The 18,102-nt window shown below is 72.9% G+C and carries 16 protein-coding genes; 6 read left to right on the plus strand and 10 right to left on the minus strand.

What is annotated here, in order from left to right; translation table 11 throughout:
* Window positions 1-154 precede the first annotated feature (154 nt).
* The 3 genes from HC362_RS15655 to purD all read right to left on the minus strand — a co-directional run bounded on the left by HC362_RS15655 (window position 155) and on the right by purD (window position 5,770).
* Window positions 155-1,786 (minus strand): N,N-dimethylformamidase beta subunit family domain-containing protein, encoded by a 1,632-nt coding sequence (locus HC362_RS15655; protein WP_243084578.1) that lies wholly within the window; start codon window positions 1,784-1,786, stop codon window positions 155-157.
* 132 nt (window positions 1,787-1,918) lie between these two features.
* Window positions 1,919-4,126 (minus strand): hypothetical protein, encoded by a 2,208-nt coding sequence (locus tag HC362_RS15660; protein WP_243084579.1) that lies wholly within the window; start codon window positions 4,124-4,126, stop codon window positions 1,919-1,921.
* Between the two features lie 369 nt (window positions 4,127-4,495).
* The gene (purD, locus tag HC362_RS15665; RefSeq protein ID WP_243084580.1) at window positions 4,496-5,770 is read right to left on the minus strand and encodes a phosphoribosylamine--glycine ligase; all 1,275 of its coding nucleotides are present in this window, start codon (window positions 5,768-5,770) and stop codon (window positions 4,496-4,498) included.
* Between the two features lie 171 nt (window positions 5,771-5,941).
* On the opposite strand from purD, the gene HC362_RS15670 reads away from it, so the two are divergent.
* On the plus strand, window positions 5,942-6,652 hold the full coding sequence (locus HC362_RS15670) for an SLATT domain-containing protein (RefSeq protein ID WP_243084581.1): 711 nt from the start codon (window positions 5,942-5,944) through the stop codon (window positions 6,650-6,652).
* A 31-nt stretch (window positions 6,653-6,683) separates the two neighbouring features.
* On the opposite strand, the gene HC362_RS15675 is transcribed toward HC362_RS15670, so the two are convergent.
* The 4 genes from HC362_RS15675 to HC362_RS15690 all read right to left on the minus strand — a co-directional run bounded on the left by HC362_RS15675 (window position 6,684) and on the right by HC362_RS15690 (window position 10,368).
* Window positions 6,684-7,343, minus strand: a complete 660-nt coding sequence (locus tag HC362_RS15675; protein ID WP_243084582.1) for a hypothetical protein — start codon at window positions 7,341-7,343, stop codon at window positions 6,684-6,686.
* A 122-nt stretch (window positions 7,344-7,465) separates the two neighbouring features.
* On the minus strand, window positions 7,466-8,179 hold the full coding sequence (locus tag HC362_RS15680) for a GntR family transcriptional regulator (RefSeq protein ID WP_243084583.1): 714 nt from the start codon (window positions 8,177-8,179) through the stop codon (window positions 7,466-7,468).
* Window positions 8,176-9,582, minus strand: coding sequence for an aspartate aminotransferase family protein (locus tag HC362_RS15685; protein WP_243084584.1), 1,407 nt, complete (start codon window positions 9,580-9,582; stop codon window positions 8,176-8,178). Before HC362_RS15685 ends, HC362_RS15680 begins: the two co-directional genes overlap by 4 nt.
* Window positions 9,583-9,723: 141 nt before the next feature.
* A complete protein-coding gene (locus tag HC362_RS15690; protein WP_243084585.1) occupies window positions 9,724-10,368 on the minus strand; it encodes a LysE family translocator in 645 nt (214 codons plus the stop codon).
* Between the two features lie 110 nt (window positions 10,369-10,478).
* Between HC362_RS15690 and HC362_RS15695 the strand changes: the two genes are divergently transcribed.
* From HC362_RS15695 to HC362_RS15705, 3 genes are all read left to right on the plus strand, one after another.
* Entirely contained in the window at window positions 10,479-10,931 is a 453-nt protein-coding gene (locus tag HC362_RS15695) for an Lrp/AsnC family transcriptional regulator (RefSeq protein WP_243084586.1), read from the plus strand.
* Window positions 10,932-11,020: 89 nt separating this feature from the next.
* Entirely contained in the window at window positions 11,021-11,605 is a 585-nt protein-coding gene (locus HC362_RS15700) for a DJ-1/PfpI family protein (RefSeq protein ID WP_243084587.1), read from the plus strand.
* Window positions 11,602-12,069 carry a MarR family transcriptional regulator gene (locus HC362_RS15705; protein ID WP_243084588.1) on the plus strand — a complete coding sequence of 156 codons (468 nt, stop codon included), beginning with the start codon at window positions 11,602-11,604 and terminating at the stop codon, window positions 12,067-12,069. The genes HC362_RS15700 and HC362_RS15705 overlap by 4 nt, the downstream gene beginning before the upstream one ends.
* Window positions 12,070-12,115: 46 nt before the next feature.
* On the opposite strand, the gene HC362_RS15710 is transcribed toward HC362_RS15705, so the two are convergent.
* On the minus strand, window positions 12,116-13,789 hold the full coding sequence (locus HC362_RS15710) for an ABC transporter permease (RefSeq protein WP_243084589.1): 1,674 nt from the start codon (window positions 13,787-13,789) through the stop codon (window positions 12,116-12,118).
* Window positions 13,786-14,784 (minus strand): ABC transporter ATP-binding protein, encoded by a 999-nt coding sequence (locus HC362_RS15715; RefSeq protein ID WP_243084590.1) that lies wholly within the window; start codon window positions 14,782-14,784, stop codon window positions 13,786-13,788. The genes HC362_RS15710 and HC362_RS15715 overlap by 4 nt, the downstream gene beginning before the upstream one ends.
* Before the next feature lie 115 nt (window positions 14,785-14,899).
* On the opposite strand from HC362_RS15715, the gene HC362_RS15720 reads away from it, so the two are divergent.
* On the plus strand, window positions 14,900-15,382 hold the full coding sequence (locus HC362_RS15720) for a MarR family transcriptional regulator (RefSeq protein ID WP_243084591.1): 483 nt from the start codon (window positions 14,900-14,902) through the stop codon (window positions 15,380-15,382).
* 106 nt (window positions 15,383-15,488) lie between these two features.
* On the opposite strand, the gene HC362_RS15725 is transcribed toward HC362_RS15720, so the two are convergent.
* Entirely contained in the window at window positions 15,489-16,424 is a 936-nt protein-coding gene (locus tag HC362_RS15725; protein WP_243084592.1) for a hypothetical protein, read from the minus strand.
* Window positions 16,425-16,741: 317 nt separating this feature from the next.
* Here HC362_RS15725 and HC362_RS15730 point away from each other — a divergent pair, with 317 nt between their 5' ends.
* Complete coding sequence (locus tag HC362_RS15730) at window positions 16,742-18,025, plus strand: adenylosuccinate synthase (protein ID WP_243084593.1); 1,284 nt, start codon at window positions 16,742-16,744, stop codon at window positions 18,023-18,025.
* Window positions 18,026-18,102 lie beyond the last annotated feature (77 nt).

Genomic DNA, 18,102 nt, shown 5'->3' on the forward strand with positions numbered 1-18,102 from the left:
TCGAGCAGGGGGTGCCCCCAGGCGCAGACCTCCCAAGCACAGCAGCACAGCCGCGCAGGAGGCGCCCCGAGGGGGCGCGGGGAACTGCTCCCCCGGACTCCGTCCGGGAGGTGCCCCCACAGCCACGGGGCTCCCTCGAAGCAGTCGCCCGCGCCTAGTCCCGCTTACAGATGTGATCCAGCAAATTGCTCGTGGCGCGCTGCACGCGGGAGTCGACGTGCCCGGGACGGTCCAGCGCCGGGGACCAGGCGAAGGTGCCGGAGGAGAAGACCAGGGCTCCGGACGGAGCGCGGTAGAGGGAGGTCTCCTGGTGCCGCAGGGCGCCACCCCGGTCGTGATAGGGCGAATGCGCCAGCAGAATGCGCGAGGTGTGCTGGGGAAGCACCGTGCGGGGGTAGTACCGGTCGGCCTCACCCGCGACGAGGCCGGGCAGTTCATCGCCCTCGTAGGCGCCGGTGGCCTCCCACAGCCAGTGTTCGGCGTTGCGGACGATCAGGGGGTAGGGCTCGGCGACCTGGCCGGCGTACTGGATGCCCAGCAACGCCTGCTCGGGTTCGCCCTGTTCACGCCAGAGTGCCGGGCGCCCGGGCCCCCGGCGTTTTCGGCAGGTCAGCAGCCGGTCGGGGGCCCCGGAAGGCAGCGCGTCCAACTCCACCTGCCAGTACATGGTGTTGGCGGAGAGGAAGACCAGCGAGGTGCCGCTGTCCCGGGCCCGCTCGGCCGCCCGGCGCATGGGCACGGACCAGTACTCGTCGTGCCCGGGGAAGATCAGCCCCCGGTAGCGCGTCGGGTCGATGTGTCCGGCGTGCAGGTCCCGGGTCTCGGCGTAGGCCAGGTCGTAGCCGTACCGCTCGGCCCAGCGGATGAAGTCGTAGGCGTGCCCGACGTGCATGGGCAGCCCTGAGCCGGCGTACGGGCGGTCGAAGGAGACGGTCATCGCGGCCTCGCTCTCGCCGAGCAGCCGTCCCCGGTCGTCCCAGGCGTGGTAGAGGCTGGCGCCGGTGCGGCCGTCCTCGGGGAAGAGGTTGTACGCCTGCCAGGTCACATCCGGGAGGACGAGCAGCAGGTCTGCCGGGTCGCGGTCGCGGACGGTGAAGGGGATGTGCGAGCGGTGGCCGTCGGCGGTGGTCAGGACGGCGACATAGGCGCCGGTCGACCAGTAGTCGGGGATCTGGAGCCGCCAGGAGAGCCACCAGTGGTGACAGGAGACGGTGCGGTCCGCGGTGAGGGGTGCCGGCTGCATGATGCCGGACAGCCGCGGACTGGTGGTGATCTTCGTGGCGCCGGCGCCGCCGTAGTGGCCGATGCGGTAGACGTCGACGCTGAAGGGCTGCGGCGGGTTGACGGTGATCCGGAAGTCGATGGACTCGCCCGGCGGGGTGCCGCCCGCCACGGAGGCGAAGCCCTTGATCTGGCAGCGCACGTCGTCCGCCGTGGGCGGGGCGCTGCCGGACAGGCCGCGGGTGCGGGGCCTGGGCACGGTCTGGCCGCCGCCCGCCAACTCGCGAACCAGTTCCGGGGTCCGGGAGGTCTGGCCCGGAGCCTGGTCCATGCAGTCCACATACCAGGGGACGAGGCGGCCGTTCTCGAAGTAGTTCTCGCTCACCCGCAGCCAGGGCAGCGGGCCCTGACCGAAGGGATCGGTCACGGCGTGCGCCAGGGCACCCGACTCCCACCGCCGGATCGGTTCGGCCTCGCTGACGAGGTGTACGGACTGCTCGGTTCCTGCGGGCTGCTCGGTACGTTCGGCTTCGCGTACGGGCTGCCCGGTCCGCTCTGTTCCCATCGCTGCTCCCTCCCCGGCACCCTCGCTCCGCTCCACCGTGCTGCCGCTGTGCCGCGGGTGTGACGGCAGACAGCACATCACATTACGCAAGGGTGTGGTCACCCTTCGTCGCTAAATGGCTGGAGATGATCTTCAGACGAGCCGAACGGGCTTCTCCGGTCGTACCCCGACCTCCGCCAGCCAGTCGCGCAGCCCGGCCGTCTCACCGTCCTCGACGAGTGCGAGCACCAGTGCGGCCAGCTCGGTGGTGCGCCGACCGTCGACGTACAGCGTCGGACCGTCCAGCCAGTCCAGACCCGGTGTCGCCCCCGCCGTGTCGACGGCGGCACAGCAGATGGCGGCGGTGACGTGGTCGGCCAGCAGCTCCTTGCCGCCGCGCGGCGGCTGGAGCGGCAGCCCCATCGGGGCCAGGGGCGCGAGGTGTGTGCTCCCCGCACCCGGCACCGCCCCCGCGCCGGGGCTCGCACCGATGACCCCGGGGGCGCTCACCACTTCGGCACGCGCCACCTCCGCGCTGATACGCGCGGCCAACGCGTCGATCCCGCCCGGTGAAGCGAACCGCTCCAGCACCCGAGCCAGGGTCGGCCCCGCCAGCCCGTGGTCGGGCGCGTCGGCGGACGCGAGCCTGCCACCTGCGCCGGTCGCGGGCTTCCCCTCGTCGGTGGACGTGGATCTGCCGTCGTCAGCGGGCCCGGGCCTGCCGTCGTCTGCGGGCCTGGATCTGCCGTCGTCGGCGCGGGCCGATCCGGCAGCGTCCGGGTGCGGCGGTCTGTCGCGTTCGAGGGCCGACGGGACAGGCCCTACGGAGGATCTGGACACCGCACCGACGGTGGTCGCCGTCGGCGCCGGGTGGCCGACCGCCAGCGGGGCGGCGGCGGTCTCGGCCGGCTGCGGCTCCGCGCCCTGTTCCCGCGACTCCGGGGCCCGCTGCGGAGGGCCGAGCGCGTCCAGCGCCGCGAAGAGCCGGGACGCCTCAGCGCGCCAGATGCGGTCGACGACCTCCTCGGGATACGCCGACCAGTCCACCGGAGTCCACTCCGGCGCCGCCCCGCCCCGCCCTCCGATCGCCGGAAGCGGGGGGCGCGACCCGAGGAAGAGGCGCGCCGCGAGCAGTGAGACGGCGCCGTCCACGGCGCCCGGCTCCTTGATCAGGTCGCAGGCGGGACGCTCGCCGAGCCGCGAGGTGAAGCCCTCGGCGAGCCGGTCGCGGCGGGACAGCTCGGTCAGCGCCGAGACCACCCCCGCGTCCAGCCGGGTGGGCCACAGTCCGAGCCGCCAGGCGGGCAGCGCCACCCGGGTCAGCAGCCGGTCCCACCCGGCGTAGGCGAGGCCGACCTGTTCCTGGGCCGCGACCCGCAGCCCGTGGTCGACGGCCTGGGCGCGGTCGGCGGCGGCAGCGGCGACGCCCTGTTCCATCGCGGCGGCGTGCGGGCCGGCTGCCCGGAGCATCAGCCGGGCGACCGGCCCCACGAGGCGGTGCACCACCTGGCCCACCGCGGCTGCACCCTTGCGCGCCGCGCGGCCGAGCGGCCCGTACGCCGCGTGGAGCCCCGGCGATCCCGGCGACCCCGACGATCCCGGTGCCTCCGTCGATCCCGACGCCACCGGTGCCCCGGGCGGTCCCGACGCCACCGGCGGCCCCGGTCCCCCGGGCGGCCCCGTGTCCCAGGCCGAGGCATGGCCCGGGCCGGAGTCGGCGTCCGCGGGCCGCACGGAGTTGGCCACCGCCGCGTCCAGGCCCCGCACGAAGCGCCGCGCCGCAGCTATGTCGGGGTGTGCCGAGGGGCCGGTGCCCGCGACGACGGGCGCGAGCAGGGCCCGCAGTTCGGCGACGCGCATCCACCAAAGGAACGGCGAGCCGATGACCAGCACCGGTGCGGCCCCGCGCCGCCCGCCCTGACCGGGGTCCGTACCGGGGTGTGTGCGGTCCTCCAGCCAGCTGTCGCAGTCGGGGGTGAGCGCGATGGCGGACGGGGCCGGGACCTCCATACGGTCGGCCAGGTCACGGACCAGGGCGTGCAGGTCGGGCGCCGCGTGCTCCTCCACGGGCACGGTCGGCGAGACGGCGGGGCGGCCCCGGGCGATGACGAACCCGGCGACAGCGGCACAGGCCAGCGCTGCGACGGCGAGTCCGGTGACCGACCAGCGGGCGGCGTCCCAGCCGGGGCCCGGACCGAAATGGCCCGTCGTACGCCCGACCCACAGGATCACCGCGGCGGCGGCCGGGAGCAGGGCGACGGCGAGCGCCGTGCCACGCACCCGGAGGACGGCGAGGGCGTGGGCGCGCGCCGAGCGCGCGACCGTCCGCCGGCCGGGGACAGGACCATCCGAACCGCTCACGTCTCACCCCCGCACCTTCCGGACCGCAGCCGGGCTCTCCGGCTTCCACCCACTGTGTCACCGCGCACCGACACCGCAATGCGCGCTGCGCCAGACGACGGACGGTCCGTACGGCGGTCGGCCGGACCGCGCGCGGGCAGTCCGTATCCGCCCGCGCACCACCCGCGCGGCGGCCCGGCGGCGGCCTCACGGCGCTTGTGCGGCACCATAGTTGGGGCGTGCGCGTGCGTCAGCCGTAAGCGGGCGTCGTCACTCGATGGAATGGCTTTGGGGAGAGCTCTTGCCCGTGCGGGACCGGGGGTATATGGACGCGACCTCCGAACACTCCGTCGAGCGGTCCTGGCGCACCGCCCCGCCGGGCGGGCCGGATCAGCTCTCCGCGGCCTCGGCCGCGGCCCGCCGGGCGATGTCCGTGCGGTGGTGCGAGCCCTCCAGCCGGACGCGGCCGACCGCCGCGTACGCCCGCTCCCGCGCCTCGGTCAGATCCGCGCCGGTCGCGGTGACCGACAGGACCCGGCCGCCTGCGCTGCGGACCGTACCGTCCTCGTCGGCCCTGGTGCCCGCGTGCAGCACGTACGCCTGCGGACCGTCCACGCGTTCGATCTCCGCCAGCCCCTCGACGACATCCCCCGTACGGGGCTTCGCCGGGTAACCGTGGGCCGCGACCACGACGGTGACCGCAGCGCCGTCGCTCCAGCGCAGCTCCGGGAAGTCCGCGAGCGCTCCGGTCGCCGCCGCGTACAGCAGCCCGCCCAGGGGCGTACGCAGCCGGGCCAGCACCGCCTGCGTCTCCGGGTCGCCGAACCGGGCGTTGAACTCGATGACCCGCACCCCGCGCGAGGTGAGCGCGAGGCCCGCGTACAGCAGCCCGGAGAAGGGGGTGCCGCGGCGGCGCAGTTCGGCGACGGTCGGCTCCAGGACCGTGGTGGTGATCTCGTCCACCAGCTTCGGGTCGGCCCACGGCAGCGGCGAGTACGCGCCCATGCCTCCGGTGTTGGGGCCCTCGTCGGCGTCGTAGGCGCGCTTGAAGTCCTGCGCGGGCTGGAGGGGCACGACGGTCTCGCCGTCGGTCACCGCGAAGAGGGAGACCTCGGGGCCGTCCAGGAACTCCTCGATCACGACGGCGCCGCCGCAGGCGCGGGCGTGGGCGCGTGCCTGCTCGATGTCGTCGGTCACCACGACGCCCTTGCCCGCGGCGAGGCCGTCGTCCTTGACGACGTAGGGCGGGCCGAACGCGTCCAGCGCGGTGTCGGCCTCCTCGGGCGTGGTGCACACATAGCTGCGCGCCGTGGGCACGCCGGCTCCGGCCATGACGTCCTTGGCGAACGCCTTGGAGCCCTCCAGCATGGCCGCCTCGGCCGACGGCCCGAAGACGGGGATGCCGCGCGCACGGACCGCGTCGGCGACGCCCGCGACCAGCGGCGCCTCGGGGCCGATGACGACCAGGTCGGCGCCGACCTGGTCGGAAGCGGCGAGCGCGGCGACCGCCTCGCCGTCGAGCGCGTCCACCGCGTGCGGTGTGGCCACCTCGGCGGTACCGGCGTTGCCGGGCGCGCAGTGCACGGCGCTGACCTCGGGGTCGAGGGAGAGCGAGCGACAGATTGCGTGTTCGCGGGCACCGCCGCCAATGACCAGAATCCTCACGCCGCCAACCCTAGCGGCCCGCGCGACCGCCCTTGTGCGGCCCTTACGAGTGACACGGTGGCGCCCTATACCCGACCAGGCGCCACTTCTGGGGGGAAATCGGTGCGGATCGGCATCGTGGTCCCACTTTTGGCGGTAGGAAGGGAGGCCGCCGGAAACGCGTGGAACACGATGAAGGAGCAGTGGGTGAAGCGGGTCAAGCAGCCGGATCTGCTGGGGCGGGGGTTCCCGTCCGGGGACTGGAACGAGCCCGCCGAGCGCCTCGAAGAGCTGTACCAGTGGGTGGAGCAGGAGGCGATGCGCCTCGTCGAGTGGTATCTGACCGACCGGGTACGCAAGCGCCGGTGGGCCCGGCTGCTGCGCGGCGGGGTGGTGGTGGGCGCCGCGGTGGGGGCGCTGGTGCCGCTCGCCGACCTGGCAGGCGTCGCCTTAGCGCAGGGGCACTCCGGCTACGTCGGTTACCTCGCCCTGCTGTTCGCGGCCGTGTGCGCCCTCGCCGACCGCTGGCTCGGGCTGACGTCGGGGTGGATGCGGGACGTCGCCGCCGCGCTCGCCGTGCACCGGCGGCTGGAGGTGCTGCGCTACGAGTGGGCCGCCGAGAACGTCCGCGAGGTGCTCGGCCCCGCCGAGGGCACGGCCGGTGAGGCGGCGGAGCGGGCGCTGGCCGTGCTCCGCCGCTTCTCGGAGGACGTGAACGAGACCGTACGGGCCGAGACGGTGGACTGGATGGTCTCGTTCCGTACCGCGGGCTCCCCCCTCGCACTGGCCTCGCACAGCGCGGGGCCCGGGATGCGGGGCGCCCCGGTGCGCAGGCTGCCCCCGCCGCCGAACGGCTCCGGGGGCTGGGCCACCATGCCGCGGCAGCGGCCGCCCGGCGGCTGACGGCCACAGGCCACAGGTCACAGGCCACAGGTCAGCCGAAGACGATCATCGACCCCTGGGCCAGGCTGCGGGTCGCGGCGGCGTGCAGGCTCAGCCACACATGCCGCTCCCTGCCGAACGGGGTGCCGTCCTCGTAGCCGATGGCCGCGGAGGCCGCGGGCTCGTCCAGCTCGGTGGGGCGCAGCGGCGCAGCGGGCGCCGGCGGCGGGTTGTCCGGGTCGATCCCCAGGTGCGGGCCGACCACCTGGAGCTCCCGCAGCAGGCCGTGGCTGGAGCCCAGCGGGCCGCCGCCCTCCAGCAGTTCCTCGTCGTTGAGCGGCGCGGCGAAGTCCACCGGGATGTAGACGCCCGCGTGGTCGTAGTGCCACACCAGATGCGACTGCCGTGCCGTCTGCTCGAACATCTCCAGGAGTTGCTCGTAGTCGTTGCCCAACTCCCCCACCGGGGTGACCTCCAGCCCGGAGGCCAGCAGCAAGTAGGCGCGGCGCAGGTAGTGCAGGGCCTCGTAGTCGAAGCCCGCGACCGGCGCCACGTCCCCGGAGAGGCCCGGCATGTAACCGAAGACGGGGACCGTGGGCAGGCCGGCCTCGGTGAGCACCCTGTCGTAGGTGGCGATCTCTTCCGAGAAGGGGTTGTCGGGGCTGTGGCAGAGCACGTCGACGAGGGGGACGAGCCAGAGATCACAGGCCAAGGGGCGCTCCAATACCGTCAGGGACCTGCCGGTGTCCCAGCGTAGTGCGGCCCCTTCCGTCCGTCGCCCCTGCCGACCGTCGCCCTGTCGGCCGGCACAGGAGTGAGTGGCCGCCAGGGCCGTCATGCATGGTGCTCGGCGCCGACCTGGGCCAGCGCGTGCTGGTTGTAGGTGGCGATGACCTCGCGGGCGGCGCGCGCGTCGCCCGACTCGACGGCGTCCAGCAGCGCGTTGTGCCCCGACCACAGGCGGCCGCGCAGCGAGGGGTGCCGACGCAGCACCGGGACCGCGTAGACCCAGCACTGTATCCGCAGCCGGTCGAGGAAGTCGCAGACGTACGGATTGCCCAGCAGTCCGCTCAACTCCCGCCAGAACCGCAGGTCGTAGGCGATCAGCACATCGAGGTCCCCGGCGCGTGCCGCGCGTTCAGCGGCGTCGGCCCGGCGGCGTACCGAGGCCAGCGTCTGGGGGCCCAAGCCGCCGGTCGCCCGCCGGGCGACCGACATACCGGCGGACTCGGCCGCGGCGTCGGCGCCGGCGGTACTGCCCTCGATTCCCTGGAAGACGCCGTCCACGACCAACTCCCGCGCCTCGCACATGGCGCGGTAGTCGGCGAGCGTGAACTCGTGTACACGGAAACCCCGGTGCTGCTCCACGTCCAGCAGCCCCTGCGCCGCGAGATCGACCAGCGCCTCCCGTACCGGAGTCGCGGAAACGCCGTACTGCTCGGCGATCTCCTTGACCGTGAAGTCCCGGCCCGTGGCGAGCCGGCCGGCCAGGATCTCGTCGCGCAGCGCGGTGGCGATCTGCGAGCGCAGGGTGCTGCGTTTGATCACGCCCCCGTGCCTCCGACGGTGTGTGCGTCGGCGGCGCTCAACGCCTCGTCCAGAACGCTCAGGCCGTCCTTGAGTTCGGCCTCGGTGATGGTGCACGGCGGCACGACATGGGTGCGGTTCATGTTGACGAACGGCCACAGGCCGCCGCGTTTGGCCGCTGCGGCGAAGTCGGCCATGGGGGCGCCAGCGGCACCGGTCGCGTTGTAGGGGACCAGCGGTTCGCGGGTCTCGCGGTCGCGCACCAGGTCGAGGGCCCAGAAGACGCCGGTGCCGCGCACCTCGCCGACCGAGGGGTGGCGGTCGGCCAGCTCGCGCAGCGCGGGGCCGATGACGGTCTCGCCCAGCTGCGCGGCGTGCTCGACGATGCCCTCCTCCGCCATGGTGCGGATCGTCGCGACCGCGGCGCCGCACGCCAGCGGGTGCCCCGAGTAGGTGAGCCCGCCCGGGTAGGGGCGCTGCTCGAAGGTCTCGGCGATCTTCGCGGAGATCGCGACGCCGCCCAGCGGCACGTAGCCGGAGTTGACGCCCTTCGCGAACGTCATCAGATCGGGTACGACGTCGAAGAGGTCGGCCGCGAACCAGGTGCCGGTGCGGCCGAAGCCCGCCATCACCTCGTCCAGCACGAAGACGATGCCGTACCGGTCACAGATCTCCCGCACACCCGCCAGGTACCCGGGCGGCGGCATCATGATCCCCGCGGTGCCGGGGACGGTCTCCAGGATGACGGCGGCGACCGTCTGCGGGCCCTCGTAGGCGAGCGTCTGTTCCAGATGCGCCAGCGCCCGCTCGCACTCCTGCTCCTCGGTCTCGGAGTAGAACTGGGTGCGGTACAGATGCGGCCCGTGGAAGTGGACGACGCCCGCGGTGCCGCTGTCGGACGCCCAGCGGCGCGGGTCGCCCGTGAGGTTGACGGCCTGCTGGGTGCCGCCGTGGTACGAGCGGTAGGCGGACAGCACCTTGGGGCGCCCGGTGTGCAGGCGTGCCATACGGATGGCGTGCTCGACGGCGTCGGCGCCGCCGTTGGTGAAGAAGATCTTGTCCAGGTCGCCCGGCGTCCGCTCGGCGATCAGCCGGGCCGCCTCGGAGCGTGCCTCGAGAGCGAACGCGGGAGCGAAGGTGCACATCCGCGCCGCCTGCTCCTGGATCGCGGCGACGACCTTGGGGTGCGAGTAGCCGATGTTGGTGAAGACCAGGCCGCTGGTGAAGTCGAGGTACCGGTTCCCCTCGTAGTCCCAGAAGTAGGAGCCCTGGGCGCCCGCGACCGCGAGCGGATCGATCTGCCCCTGCGCCGACCAGGAGTGGAAGACGTGTGCCCGGTCGGCCTCGTACACAGCGCGGCCGGCGGCCGGGTCGGGCCGCGGCGCGGGGGCGGGCTGCGCTGAGGGTCGGTGGTGCGCTGTCACGATCGGTACCTCGGTTCGCTCGCGTGTCGCCCGTCCGGCCCCGGACGGGCACCCTCCGGGCAGGGAGGCCCCCGGAAGAGTGACAGCCAGCGTAGTGTCGCCCTCCGCCTTTCTCCGCAGAGAGGGCGGTGCAGCCGGCCCTCAGTGCGGGATCTGCTCCACCAGCAGCAGGGCACCCAGCACGACCATCACGACCCCGGAGAGCCGGGTGACGACGCGGGCCGCGGCGGGGCGGGCGCGCAGGACGCCGCGGGCCAGCGAGCCGACGCCCAGGTAGACGGCGCCTGCCGTGCACATGTGCAGCAGCCCGAGGAGCCCGATCTGGAGGGCGAGCGGCCACTGTCCGTGCTGGTCGGCGAACTGCGGCAGCAGCGCCAGGTAGAGCAGCAGCGCCTTGGGGTTCAGTCCGCTGACCCCGGCGCCCTTGAGCACCCGGGAGCGCGCGCCGGGCCCGCCCGCCTCGGCGTCGGCCGCCTGCTGCGCCCCGGCGTCCTCGGCCCCCGCGTCCTTCGCGCCCGCGAAGGTGGTCGCCCCGAGCCACACCAGGTAGCCGGCGCCCAGGGTGGTGAGCGCGGTCAGTACGCCGGGTGTCTGCGCGACCAGCGCGGCCACACCTGCCACGACGACGGCGGTGAGCCCCACGTACCCCAGCATCAGCCCGCCGACGGCGGGCACCACCGACCGGTCACGCAGCCCGGCGGTGATCGTGTACGCCCAGTCCGCGCCCGGGACGAGGACAAGGAGAAAGGAGACGGTGAAAAACGCGGCTATGGAGCTGACAGCCATGGACGGTCCTTCCTCACTGACGGGTGCGGTGAGGAAGAATAGGAAGAAATGCCCCGAAGGTGTTCCCTGAAGCGGTCGCCTCACCCGCTGCCAGTGGAAGAATCTTCCCCATGGACGACTTGGACCGGCAGATTCTTGCGGAGCTCCAGAACGACGGACGGCTGACCGTCACCGAGCTGGCCGCGCGGGTGGGGCTCAGCCTCTCCCCGTGCCACCGCCGGCTGCGCGAGCTGGAACGCGGCGGCGCCATCCGCGGCTACCGGGCCGTGGTCGACGCCGACGCGGTGGGCCTCACCTTCGACGCCCTCGTCTTCGTCACGATGCGCCAGGAGGACCGGAGCACGATCTCCGCCTTCGAACAGGCGCTGACCGAGCTCCCGCAGGTCGTCCAGGCCCAGCGGCTCTTCGGCGACCCCGACTATCTGCTCCGCGTCGTCACCGCCGACCTGGCCGCCTTCCAGCGTCTCTACGACGAGAACCTCGCGACGCTGCCGGGCGTGCAGCGGCTGAGCTCGACGCTGGTGATGAAACACGTGGTGCACGAGCGGCCGCTGCCGGCGTGACGCAGGTGCGACGCGAAGATATTTGACAGACTCCTGTCGAAATGACAATATTCTGTCAACAGGATCGAAAAGCGCCCGTGGAGGCCGCCATGACCGTTCATCTCGCCGTGTACGACACCGTCGCCGACTGGGAGTACGGTCACGCCGTCGCCCACATCCCCGGCGGCGTACGCACCGTCGGCCTCACCGGCAACACCGTCACCACCAAGGGCGGGCTGCGCATCGAGCCCGATATGACGCTCGACGGTCTGCGCCCCGTCGACAGCCGGATGCTGATCCTGCCCGGCGCCGACACCTGGACCAGCGGCGCGCTCGCCGACTTCGCCTACACCGCGCGGGAGTTCCTGCACGCGGGCGTACCCGTCGCCGCCATCTGCGGGGCCGTCTGGGGACTGGCCGACGAGGGACTGCTCGACGAGCGGGGCCACACCAGCGCGGCGCGCGAGTTCCTCCAGGCAGCCAACGGCTACCGGGGCGGCGCCCACTACCGCGACGCCGACGCCGTCACCGACCGCGACCTGATCACGGCAGGACCCACCGAACCCGTCGCCTTCGCCCGCGAGATCCTCGCCCGGCTGGGCGCCTACGAACCTCCGGTCGTGGACGCCTTCTACCGGCTGCACCAGCACTCCGACCCGGAGGCGTACGCGGTCTTCGCGGCGGCGCAGGCATGAGCGAGCACCGCGGCCACTCCCGGGAGGCGGAGCTGCTCAGCCGGACCGCGCCGGCCGTCTTCCGGCTCAACGGCCAGTTCCTCGCCGCCTCCGAACTCATCGCCCGCCCGGCGGGGTTGACCGCCACCTGGTGGCAGGTGCTCGGCGCCGTGCTCCGCGAACCGCTCCCCGTCTCCGGGATAGCCCGCGCCATGGGCATCACCCGGCAGAGCGTGCAGCGGGTCGCCGACCTGCTGGTCGAGCGCGGCCTCGCCGCGTACGAACCCAACCCGGCCCACCGCCGGGCCAAGCTCCTGACCCCCACCCGCGCGGGCCGCGACGCCGTCGAACGGACCGTCCCCGGCCACGCCGATCTGGCCCGGCGGCTGTGCGAAGAGCTCGGCGGCGAGGAGGCGTTCGAGCGGGTGGCCGATGCCCTGCGGCAGCTTTCCGTCGCCATGGACGCCCTGTACCCGGAGAAGTGAGCCGGCGTCGGCGAGGCCCCGTACCCCTTCGGCCCTACTTGCGGCCCTACTTGGTGTCCAGGTCCCGGCGGCGGAAGCCGGCGAGACCGCAGGCGATCAGGGCCGCGGCCACCAGGGTGAGCAGCACCAGCGGGGTCCAGCGCAGCTCGGTGGCGGGGAGCTGGGGAACGTGTCCGAAGGGGGAGAGGTCGTTCAGCCAGCCGGGCAGGTCGAGGAGCTTGCCGACGTAACCGACGGCGAAGCCGTAGGCGGGTACCGCCCAGGCGAGGGCCGTCGCACGCGGCGCCCAGCCGAACAGCAGCACGGCGACACCTCCGGTCACCCACAGAGCCGGGGCGTAGGCCAGACCGGCGCCCAGCAGGTCGGCGAACAGGTCGCCGTCGCCCACGGAGGCGGCTCCCGCCAGGCCGAGGCCGAGCGCGCCCAGCAGCAGGACGAGCGTGCCGCCGCCCAGCGCAGCCACCAGGTGCGAGGCGGCCCAGCGGGTCCGTGACAGGCCGGTGGCCAGCAGCGGCTCGACGCGGCCCGAGGTCTCCTCGGAGCGGGGCCGCAGCGCGGCCATCACCACGAACAGCGAGGCGACGACGGCGACGACGAGCATCACCGTGGAGGCGAACGACTCGACCAGCGTGCCGCCCGCCTCGGCGAGCGCTTCGCGCACGTCGTCCAGGTCCTTGAGCATGTCGTCCACGTCACCGAGGATCGAGCCGTACATCGCGCCGAGCACCAGCAGGGCCGCGCTGAAGCCGAGGAGCAGCCCGCGGTGCAGCCGTACGGCGAAGCCCAGCGGGTGGGTGAGCGCGGCCGAGGCACCGCGCCTGCCCGTCCTGGGCGGCAGCAGACCGGCCCCCACGTCGCGCCGGGTGCTGAGCACGTACCCGGCGGCGGCCGTGCCGACGGCCAGTGCGAGCGCGGGCAGCAGCGGCCACCAGCGGTTGTCCACGAAGGGGTAGGCGCGCTGGATCCAGCCGATCGGGGAGAGCACGGAGAGCGCGGAGACCGCACCGGTGCCGACGTCGCCGGCTGCGCGCAGCGCGTAGGCGGCGCCCAGTACGGCGAGTGCGGCACCGGACGCGGCCCTGGCGTGGGCCGAGAGCTGAACGGTCACGGCGGCGACGCCCGCGAAGACGAGGCCGATGACGGTGATCGCCGCGCCGTAGAGCAGCGCTCCGCCCGCGGTCGCACCGTCGAGCCCGGCGCCGGGCAGCATGCCGGCGAGCAGCAGGCCGAGGACCGCGTCGGCGGTGGCCGCTGTGGCGAGGGCCGCGGTGAGGGTGGCGTGCCGGCCGACGACGCCGGAGCGGACGAGTTCGGCGATCCCCGTCTCCTCGTCGGCGCGGGTGTGCCGCACGACGGTCAGCACGCTCATCAGCCCGGCCAGGATCGCGCCGTAGCCGAGCATCAGCAGGCTCAGCATGGAGGCGGGGGTCAGCTCGGACAGGTAGTGCTCGGGGCCGGTCATGGCGAGCATGGCGGGACCGCTGAGGGTCTTGACCATGTCGGCCGCCTTCTCCGGGTCGTCCGGCGCCATGTCGGTGGCCTTCTTGACGCTGGAGAGCGTCAGGAAGACGATCGCCACCACCCAGGCGGGCAGCCGCACCCGGTCGCGGCGCAGCGCGAACCGGAAGAGGGTGCCGGTCCCGGCGAGCGCCTGGCCCGCGGGGCGGCTCTGGTCGCGTACGGCCCCGGTGCGGGGCGCGGTGTCGGTGACCGTGCTCATCGCGAGCTGCCCTCCGCCGCCGAGGCGTCCGCCGTGGCAGCCGCCGAGGTGTGGCCGCGTTCGGACAGTTCGTCCCCGTAGTGCCGCAGCATCAGCTCCTCCAGCGTCGGCGGGTGGCTGACCAGGCTGCGGAGGCCGACCCCGCTCAGGTGGCGTACGGCGGCGTCGAGGTGGGCGCCGTCCACGGCGAAGCGCACCCGGCCGCCGTCCGTGACCAGGTCGTGGACGCCGGGCAGCTGCTCCAGGCCGGCCAGCGGCCCGTCGGTCTCCGCCTCGATGGTCGTACGGGTCAGATGGCGCATCTCGCCGAGCGTTCCGGACTGCACGGTCCTGCCGAGCCGGACGATGCTCAGCCGGTCGCAGAGCTTCTCGACCTGGGACAGGATGTGGCTGGAGAGCAGGACGGTGCGGCCCTGGGCCTTCGCCTGGAGGATGACGTCCTGGAAGACGACCTCCATCAGCGGGTCGAGCCCCGAGGTGGGCTCGTCCAGCAGCAGCAGTTCGGCGTCGGAGGCGAGCGCGGCGATGATGGCGACCTTCTGCCGGTTGCCCTTGGAATAGCTGCGGCCCTTCTTCGTCGGGTCGAGGTCGAAGCGCTCGATCAGCTCCGCACGCTTCTTGGCATCTATGCCGCCGCGCAGCCGCGCGAGCAGGTCGATGGCCTCGCCGCCGGTGAGGTTGGGCCACAGTTCGACGTCGCCGGGTACGTAGGCCAGCCGCCGGTGCAGGGCGACCGCGTCGTGCCAGGGATCGGCGTCCAGCAGCCTGGCCGTGCCGGCGTCGGCGCGGAGCAGGCCCAGCAGAATGCGCAGGGTGGTGGACTTCCCGGCGCCGTTGGGGCCGAGGAAGCCGTGCACCTCGCCGGTGGCGACCTGCAGGTCCAGCCCGTCGAGGGCGCGGGTACTGCCGAAGGCCTTGACGAGACCTGAGACGGAGATGGCCGTGGTGGATGCCGCGGAAGGGGCGGCGGCGGTCGCGGTCGTGGACGCGTTCATGATTTGGAAGCTACGCTCATTTCACAAATTTGTGAAGTTAAGGAAGCGTTAGGGTCTTCCACAGGACCGATGAGCAGCAGCGACAGCACCGCTGAGCAGGAAGAAGCTGACAGACGTGGCAGATGACGACCCTCTGGAGGACTACGAGGAGCGGGTCTCCCCCTTCGTCGAACGGTTCGCCGCCGACCTCACCGAGGCAGGCATGCAGCGGATGGCGTCCCGCGTCTTCGCCTGCCTGCTCACCTCCGACGACGGCGCCCTCACCTCCGCCGAACTGAGCGAACGCCTCCAGGCCAGCCCGGCCGCCATCTCCGGCGCCGTGCGGTACCTCTCCCAGGTCGGGATGGTCTCCCGGCAGCGCGACCCCGGGTCGCGCCGCGAGCGGTACCAGCTGCATCACGACGTCTGGTACACGACCCTGCTCAACCGCGACCAGGTGCTCAACCGGTGGCTGGTCACCCTCAACGCGGGAGCGGAGGCCATCGGCACGGACACACCCGGCGGGCGCCGGGTGCGGGAGAGTGCGGAGTTCTTGGAGTTCATGCGTGAGGGGTTGGACGCTTTGCTGAAACGCTGGCAGTCGCGTCAGGACCGATGAGCCCCTGAAAGACCAGCCTCTGCGCTTGGGCAGTCTGCGCCTGGGGGTGCCCCCTGCTCGAAGAGCTTGGGGGAGCAGGGTGGGCAAGCGCAGCCCCCGTGCGGGGTCAGGCTGCTGGGAGGATCAGGTGCCAGGCTCGAGGGAGCACCGTCCAGGTGCGGGACTCGACTGGAGCGCCGCAGCCACTCGTGTCGGCGCGATAGCGGAAGCCCTCCGGCGCGGAGACCGTCACCGACCTCGCCCGCACCCGCACGGGTCCCCCCGTCACCGGGTGGACGGCGACCTCGGCGAGCCCGTCGGCACCATTCGCCCGCACGGTCACATCGGTCACCGGCCGATCAGGGCCGGTGACGACCGCCCCATCCGCCTCCACCCGCAACCACTGCACCGTCCGCACCTCCGGCGCCCGCTGCGCGGGCGCCGGAGGTGCGGCGCCCCGCTCGCCCGCCTCGCCGTGCGCCCGGGAACTCAGCGTGCGCGCCAGGGCGTGCGACATCCGCCGCCACGTGGAGGCGGCCCCAGCCGAGGGGGCACCCTCCCGGTGCGGCGGCGTCCGCGAGGAGCCGGCGGACGCTCCCTCCGTACGCAGGCCGCCCAGTACGACGCCGTCCTCCTCGTCGACCAGCAGATCCAGCGCCCGCGGGCTGCCGCGCAGCACCGTACGGGCCGCCGAGACCGCGTCCAGCGGCAGGCCGAGGCTGCGGGCGAGGGCTACCGAGGGACCGTTGCCGACCGGCACCACCGACAGCGCCGTCTGAGCCAGGGCGCGCTCCCCGTGCAGGTGCTGGACCGCGCGCAGCAGGGCCCGGTCGTTGCCGACCAGGACGGGGCGCCTGGCGCCGCGCCGGGCCAGTAGCCGCGGCGTCTCGGTCGGATCGTCGGGGAGACACAGCTTGAGCCCCGGCGTCCCCGCACGCAGCACGTCGCGTGCGATGCGTACGGACTCGGCGTCCGTGAGCCGGGCGACCGGGTCGACGACCACGAGCAGCGGGGCCTCACCCGGACTCTTCGAGCGGGGGGTGCCCCCGGCGGTCCGGTCCACGCTCGCGGGGGGCCTCGCGGAATCTGGAGCCGACACCACGATCCTTCCTCATGAATTCCGAAATTCGTACTTTCGATGCGTACTGGCGTACTTCCAGTGCGTACCGAGGTGGTGCTGGTTCGTACGTCCGTCCGGCCCGGGACACTCCCCTGTTCGTCACCCGGGAGAATTGTTCGGTAATCTCTCGGTGCAAGAGCCCCTGCCGCTGTTGCGCCAGGGGCTTCCTCTATCTGGGGTACCGGCCTGCGGCTCTTGCGCTGGCGCCGAGAGGCGTCACCGCACGTGGGACATGCCCCGCCCGGAAGGGGTGTACGCCTGTGCCCGCACTTGTGCTGCTCGGTGCTCAGTGGGGTGACGAAGGCAAGGGAAAGGCCACCGACCTGCTCGGCGGCTCAGTGGACTATGTGGTGCGCTACCAGGGCGGCAACAACGCCGGTCACACGGTCGTCGTCGGCGACCAGAAGTACGCGCTCCATCTCCTCCCTTCCGGAATCCTCTCCCCGGGGTGCACCCCGGTCATCGGAAACGGCGTCGTCGTCGACCCCTCCGTCCTGCTCTCCGAGCTGAGCGGGCTCCAGGAGCGCGGCGTCGACACCTCCAAGCTGCTGGTGAGCGGTAACGCGCACCTGATCACCTCGTATCACGCGACGCTCGACAAGACGACGGAACGGTTCCTGGGCAAGCGCCGCATCGGCACCACGGGCCGCGGCATCGGCCCCAGCTACGCCGACAAGATCAACCGGGTCGGCATCCGGGTCCAGGACCTGTTCGACGAGTCCATCCTGATGCAGAAGATCGAGGCCGCGCTCGACTTCAAGAACCAGGTCCTCGCCAAGCTCTACAACCGCCGCGCGATCTCCGCGCAGCAGGTCGCCGATGAGCTGCTGGGCTACGCCGAGCAGCTCAAGGGGTATGTCGCCGACACCACCCTGATCCTCAACGACGCGATCGACGACGGCAAGGTCGTCCTGTTCGAGGGCGGCCAGGGCACGCTGCTGGACGTGGACCACGGCACGTACCCGTTCGTCACCTCCTCCAACCCGACCGCCGGCGGCGCCTGCACCGGCGCCGGGGTCGGCCCGACGAAGATCAGCCGGGTCATCGGCATCCTCAAGGCGTACACCACGCGCGTGGGCGCGGGGCCTTTCCCGACGGAGCTGTTCGACGACGACGGCGAGGCGCTGCGCCGCATCGGCGGCGAGTTCGGCGTCACCACGGGCCGCAACCGGCGCTGCGGCTGGTTCGACGCGGTCATCGCCCGCTACGCGACGCGGGTCAACGGCCTGACCGACTTCTTCCTCACGAAGCTGGACGTGCTCACCGGCTGGGAGCAGATCCCGGTCTGCGTCGCCTACGAGATCGAGGGCGAGCGCACCACCGAGCTGCCCTACAACCAGAGCGACTTCCACCACGCCAAGCCGGTCTACGAGTACCTGCCGGGCTGGAGCGAGGACATCACCAAGGCCAAGACCTTCGCCGACCTGCCCAAGAACGCCCAGGCGTATGTGAAGGCCCTGGAGGAGATGTCCGGAGCCCCCATCTCCGCCATCGGCGTCGGCCCCGGCCGCGACGAGACGATCGAGATCAACTCGTTCCTCTGAGCCTTCACCCACCCGTTCACCCGTTCGGGTCAACCGAGGTAGAACGCGCCTCCGTTCCAGGCGGGGCCGGGTCACCC

Source organism: Streptomyces sp. 891-h (assembly GCF_022760275.1).
GTDB lineage: Bacteria > Actinomycetota > Actinomycetes > Streptomycetales > Streptomycetaceae > Streptomyces > Streptomyces spirodelae.

What these genes read in the sequence shown, in the direction of transcription:
- HC362_RS15655 (WP_243084578.1), bottom strand. Translation starts at nt 1,786, where the DNA reads ATGGGAACAGAGCGGACCGGGCAGCCCGTACGCGAAGCCGAACGTACC.
- HC362_RS15670 (WP_243084581.1), top strand. Translation starts at nt 5,942, where the DNA reads ATGAAGGAGCAGTGGGTGAAGCGGGTCAAGCAGCCGGATCTGCTGGGG.
- HC362_RS15690 (WP_243084585.1), bottom strand. Translation starts at nt 10,368, where the DNA reads ATGGCTGTCAGCTCCATAGCCGCGTTTTTCACCGTCTCCTTTCTCCTT.
- HC362_RS15695 (WP_243084586.1), top strand. Translation starts at nt 10,479, where the DNA reads ATGGACGACTTGGACCGGCAGATTCTTGCGGAGCTCCAGAACGACGGA.
- HC362_RS15700 (WP_243084587.1), top strand. Translation starts at nt 11,021, where the DNA reads ATGACCGTTCATCTCGCCGTGTACGACACCGTCGCCGACTGGGAGTAC.
- HC362_RS15705 (WP_243084588.1), top strand. Translation starts at nt 11,602, where the DNA reads ATGAGCGAGCACCGCGGCCACTCCCGGGAGGCGGAGCTGCTCAGCCGG.
- HC362_RS15710 (WP_243084589.1), bottom strand. Translation starts at nt 13,789, where the DNA reads ATGAGCACGGTCACCGACACCGCGCCCCGCACCGGGGCCGTACGCGAC.
- HC362_RS15715 (WP_243084590.1), bottom strand. Translation starts at nt 14,784, where the DNA reads ATGAACGCGTCCACGACCGCGACCGCCGCCGCCCCTTCCGCGGCATCC.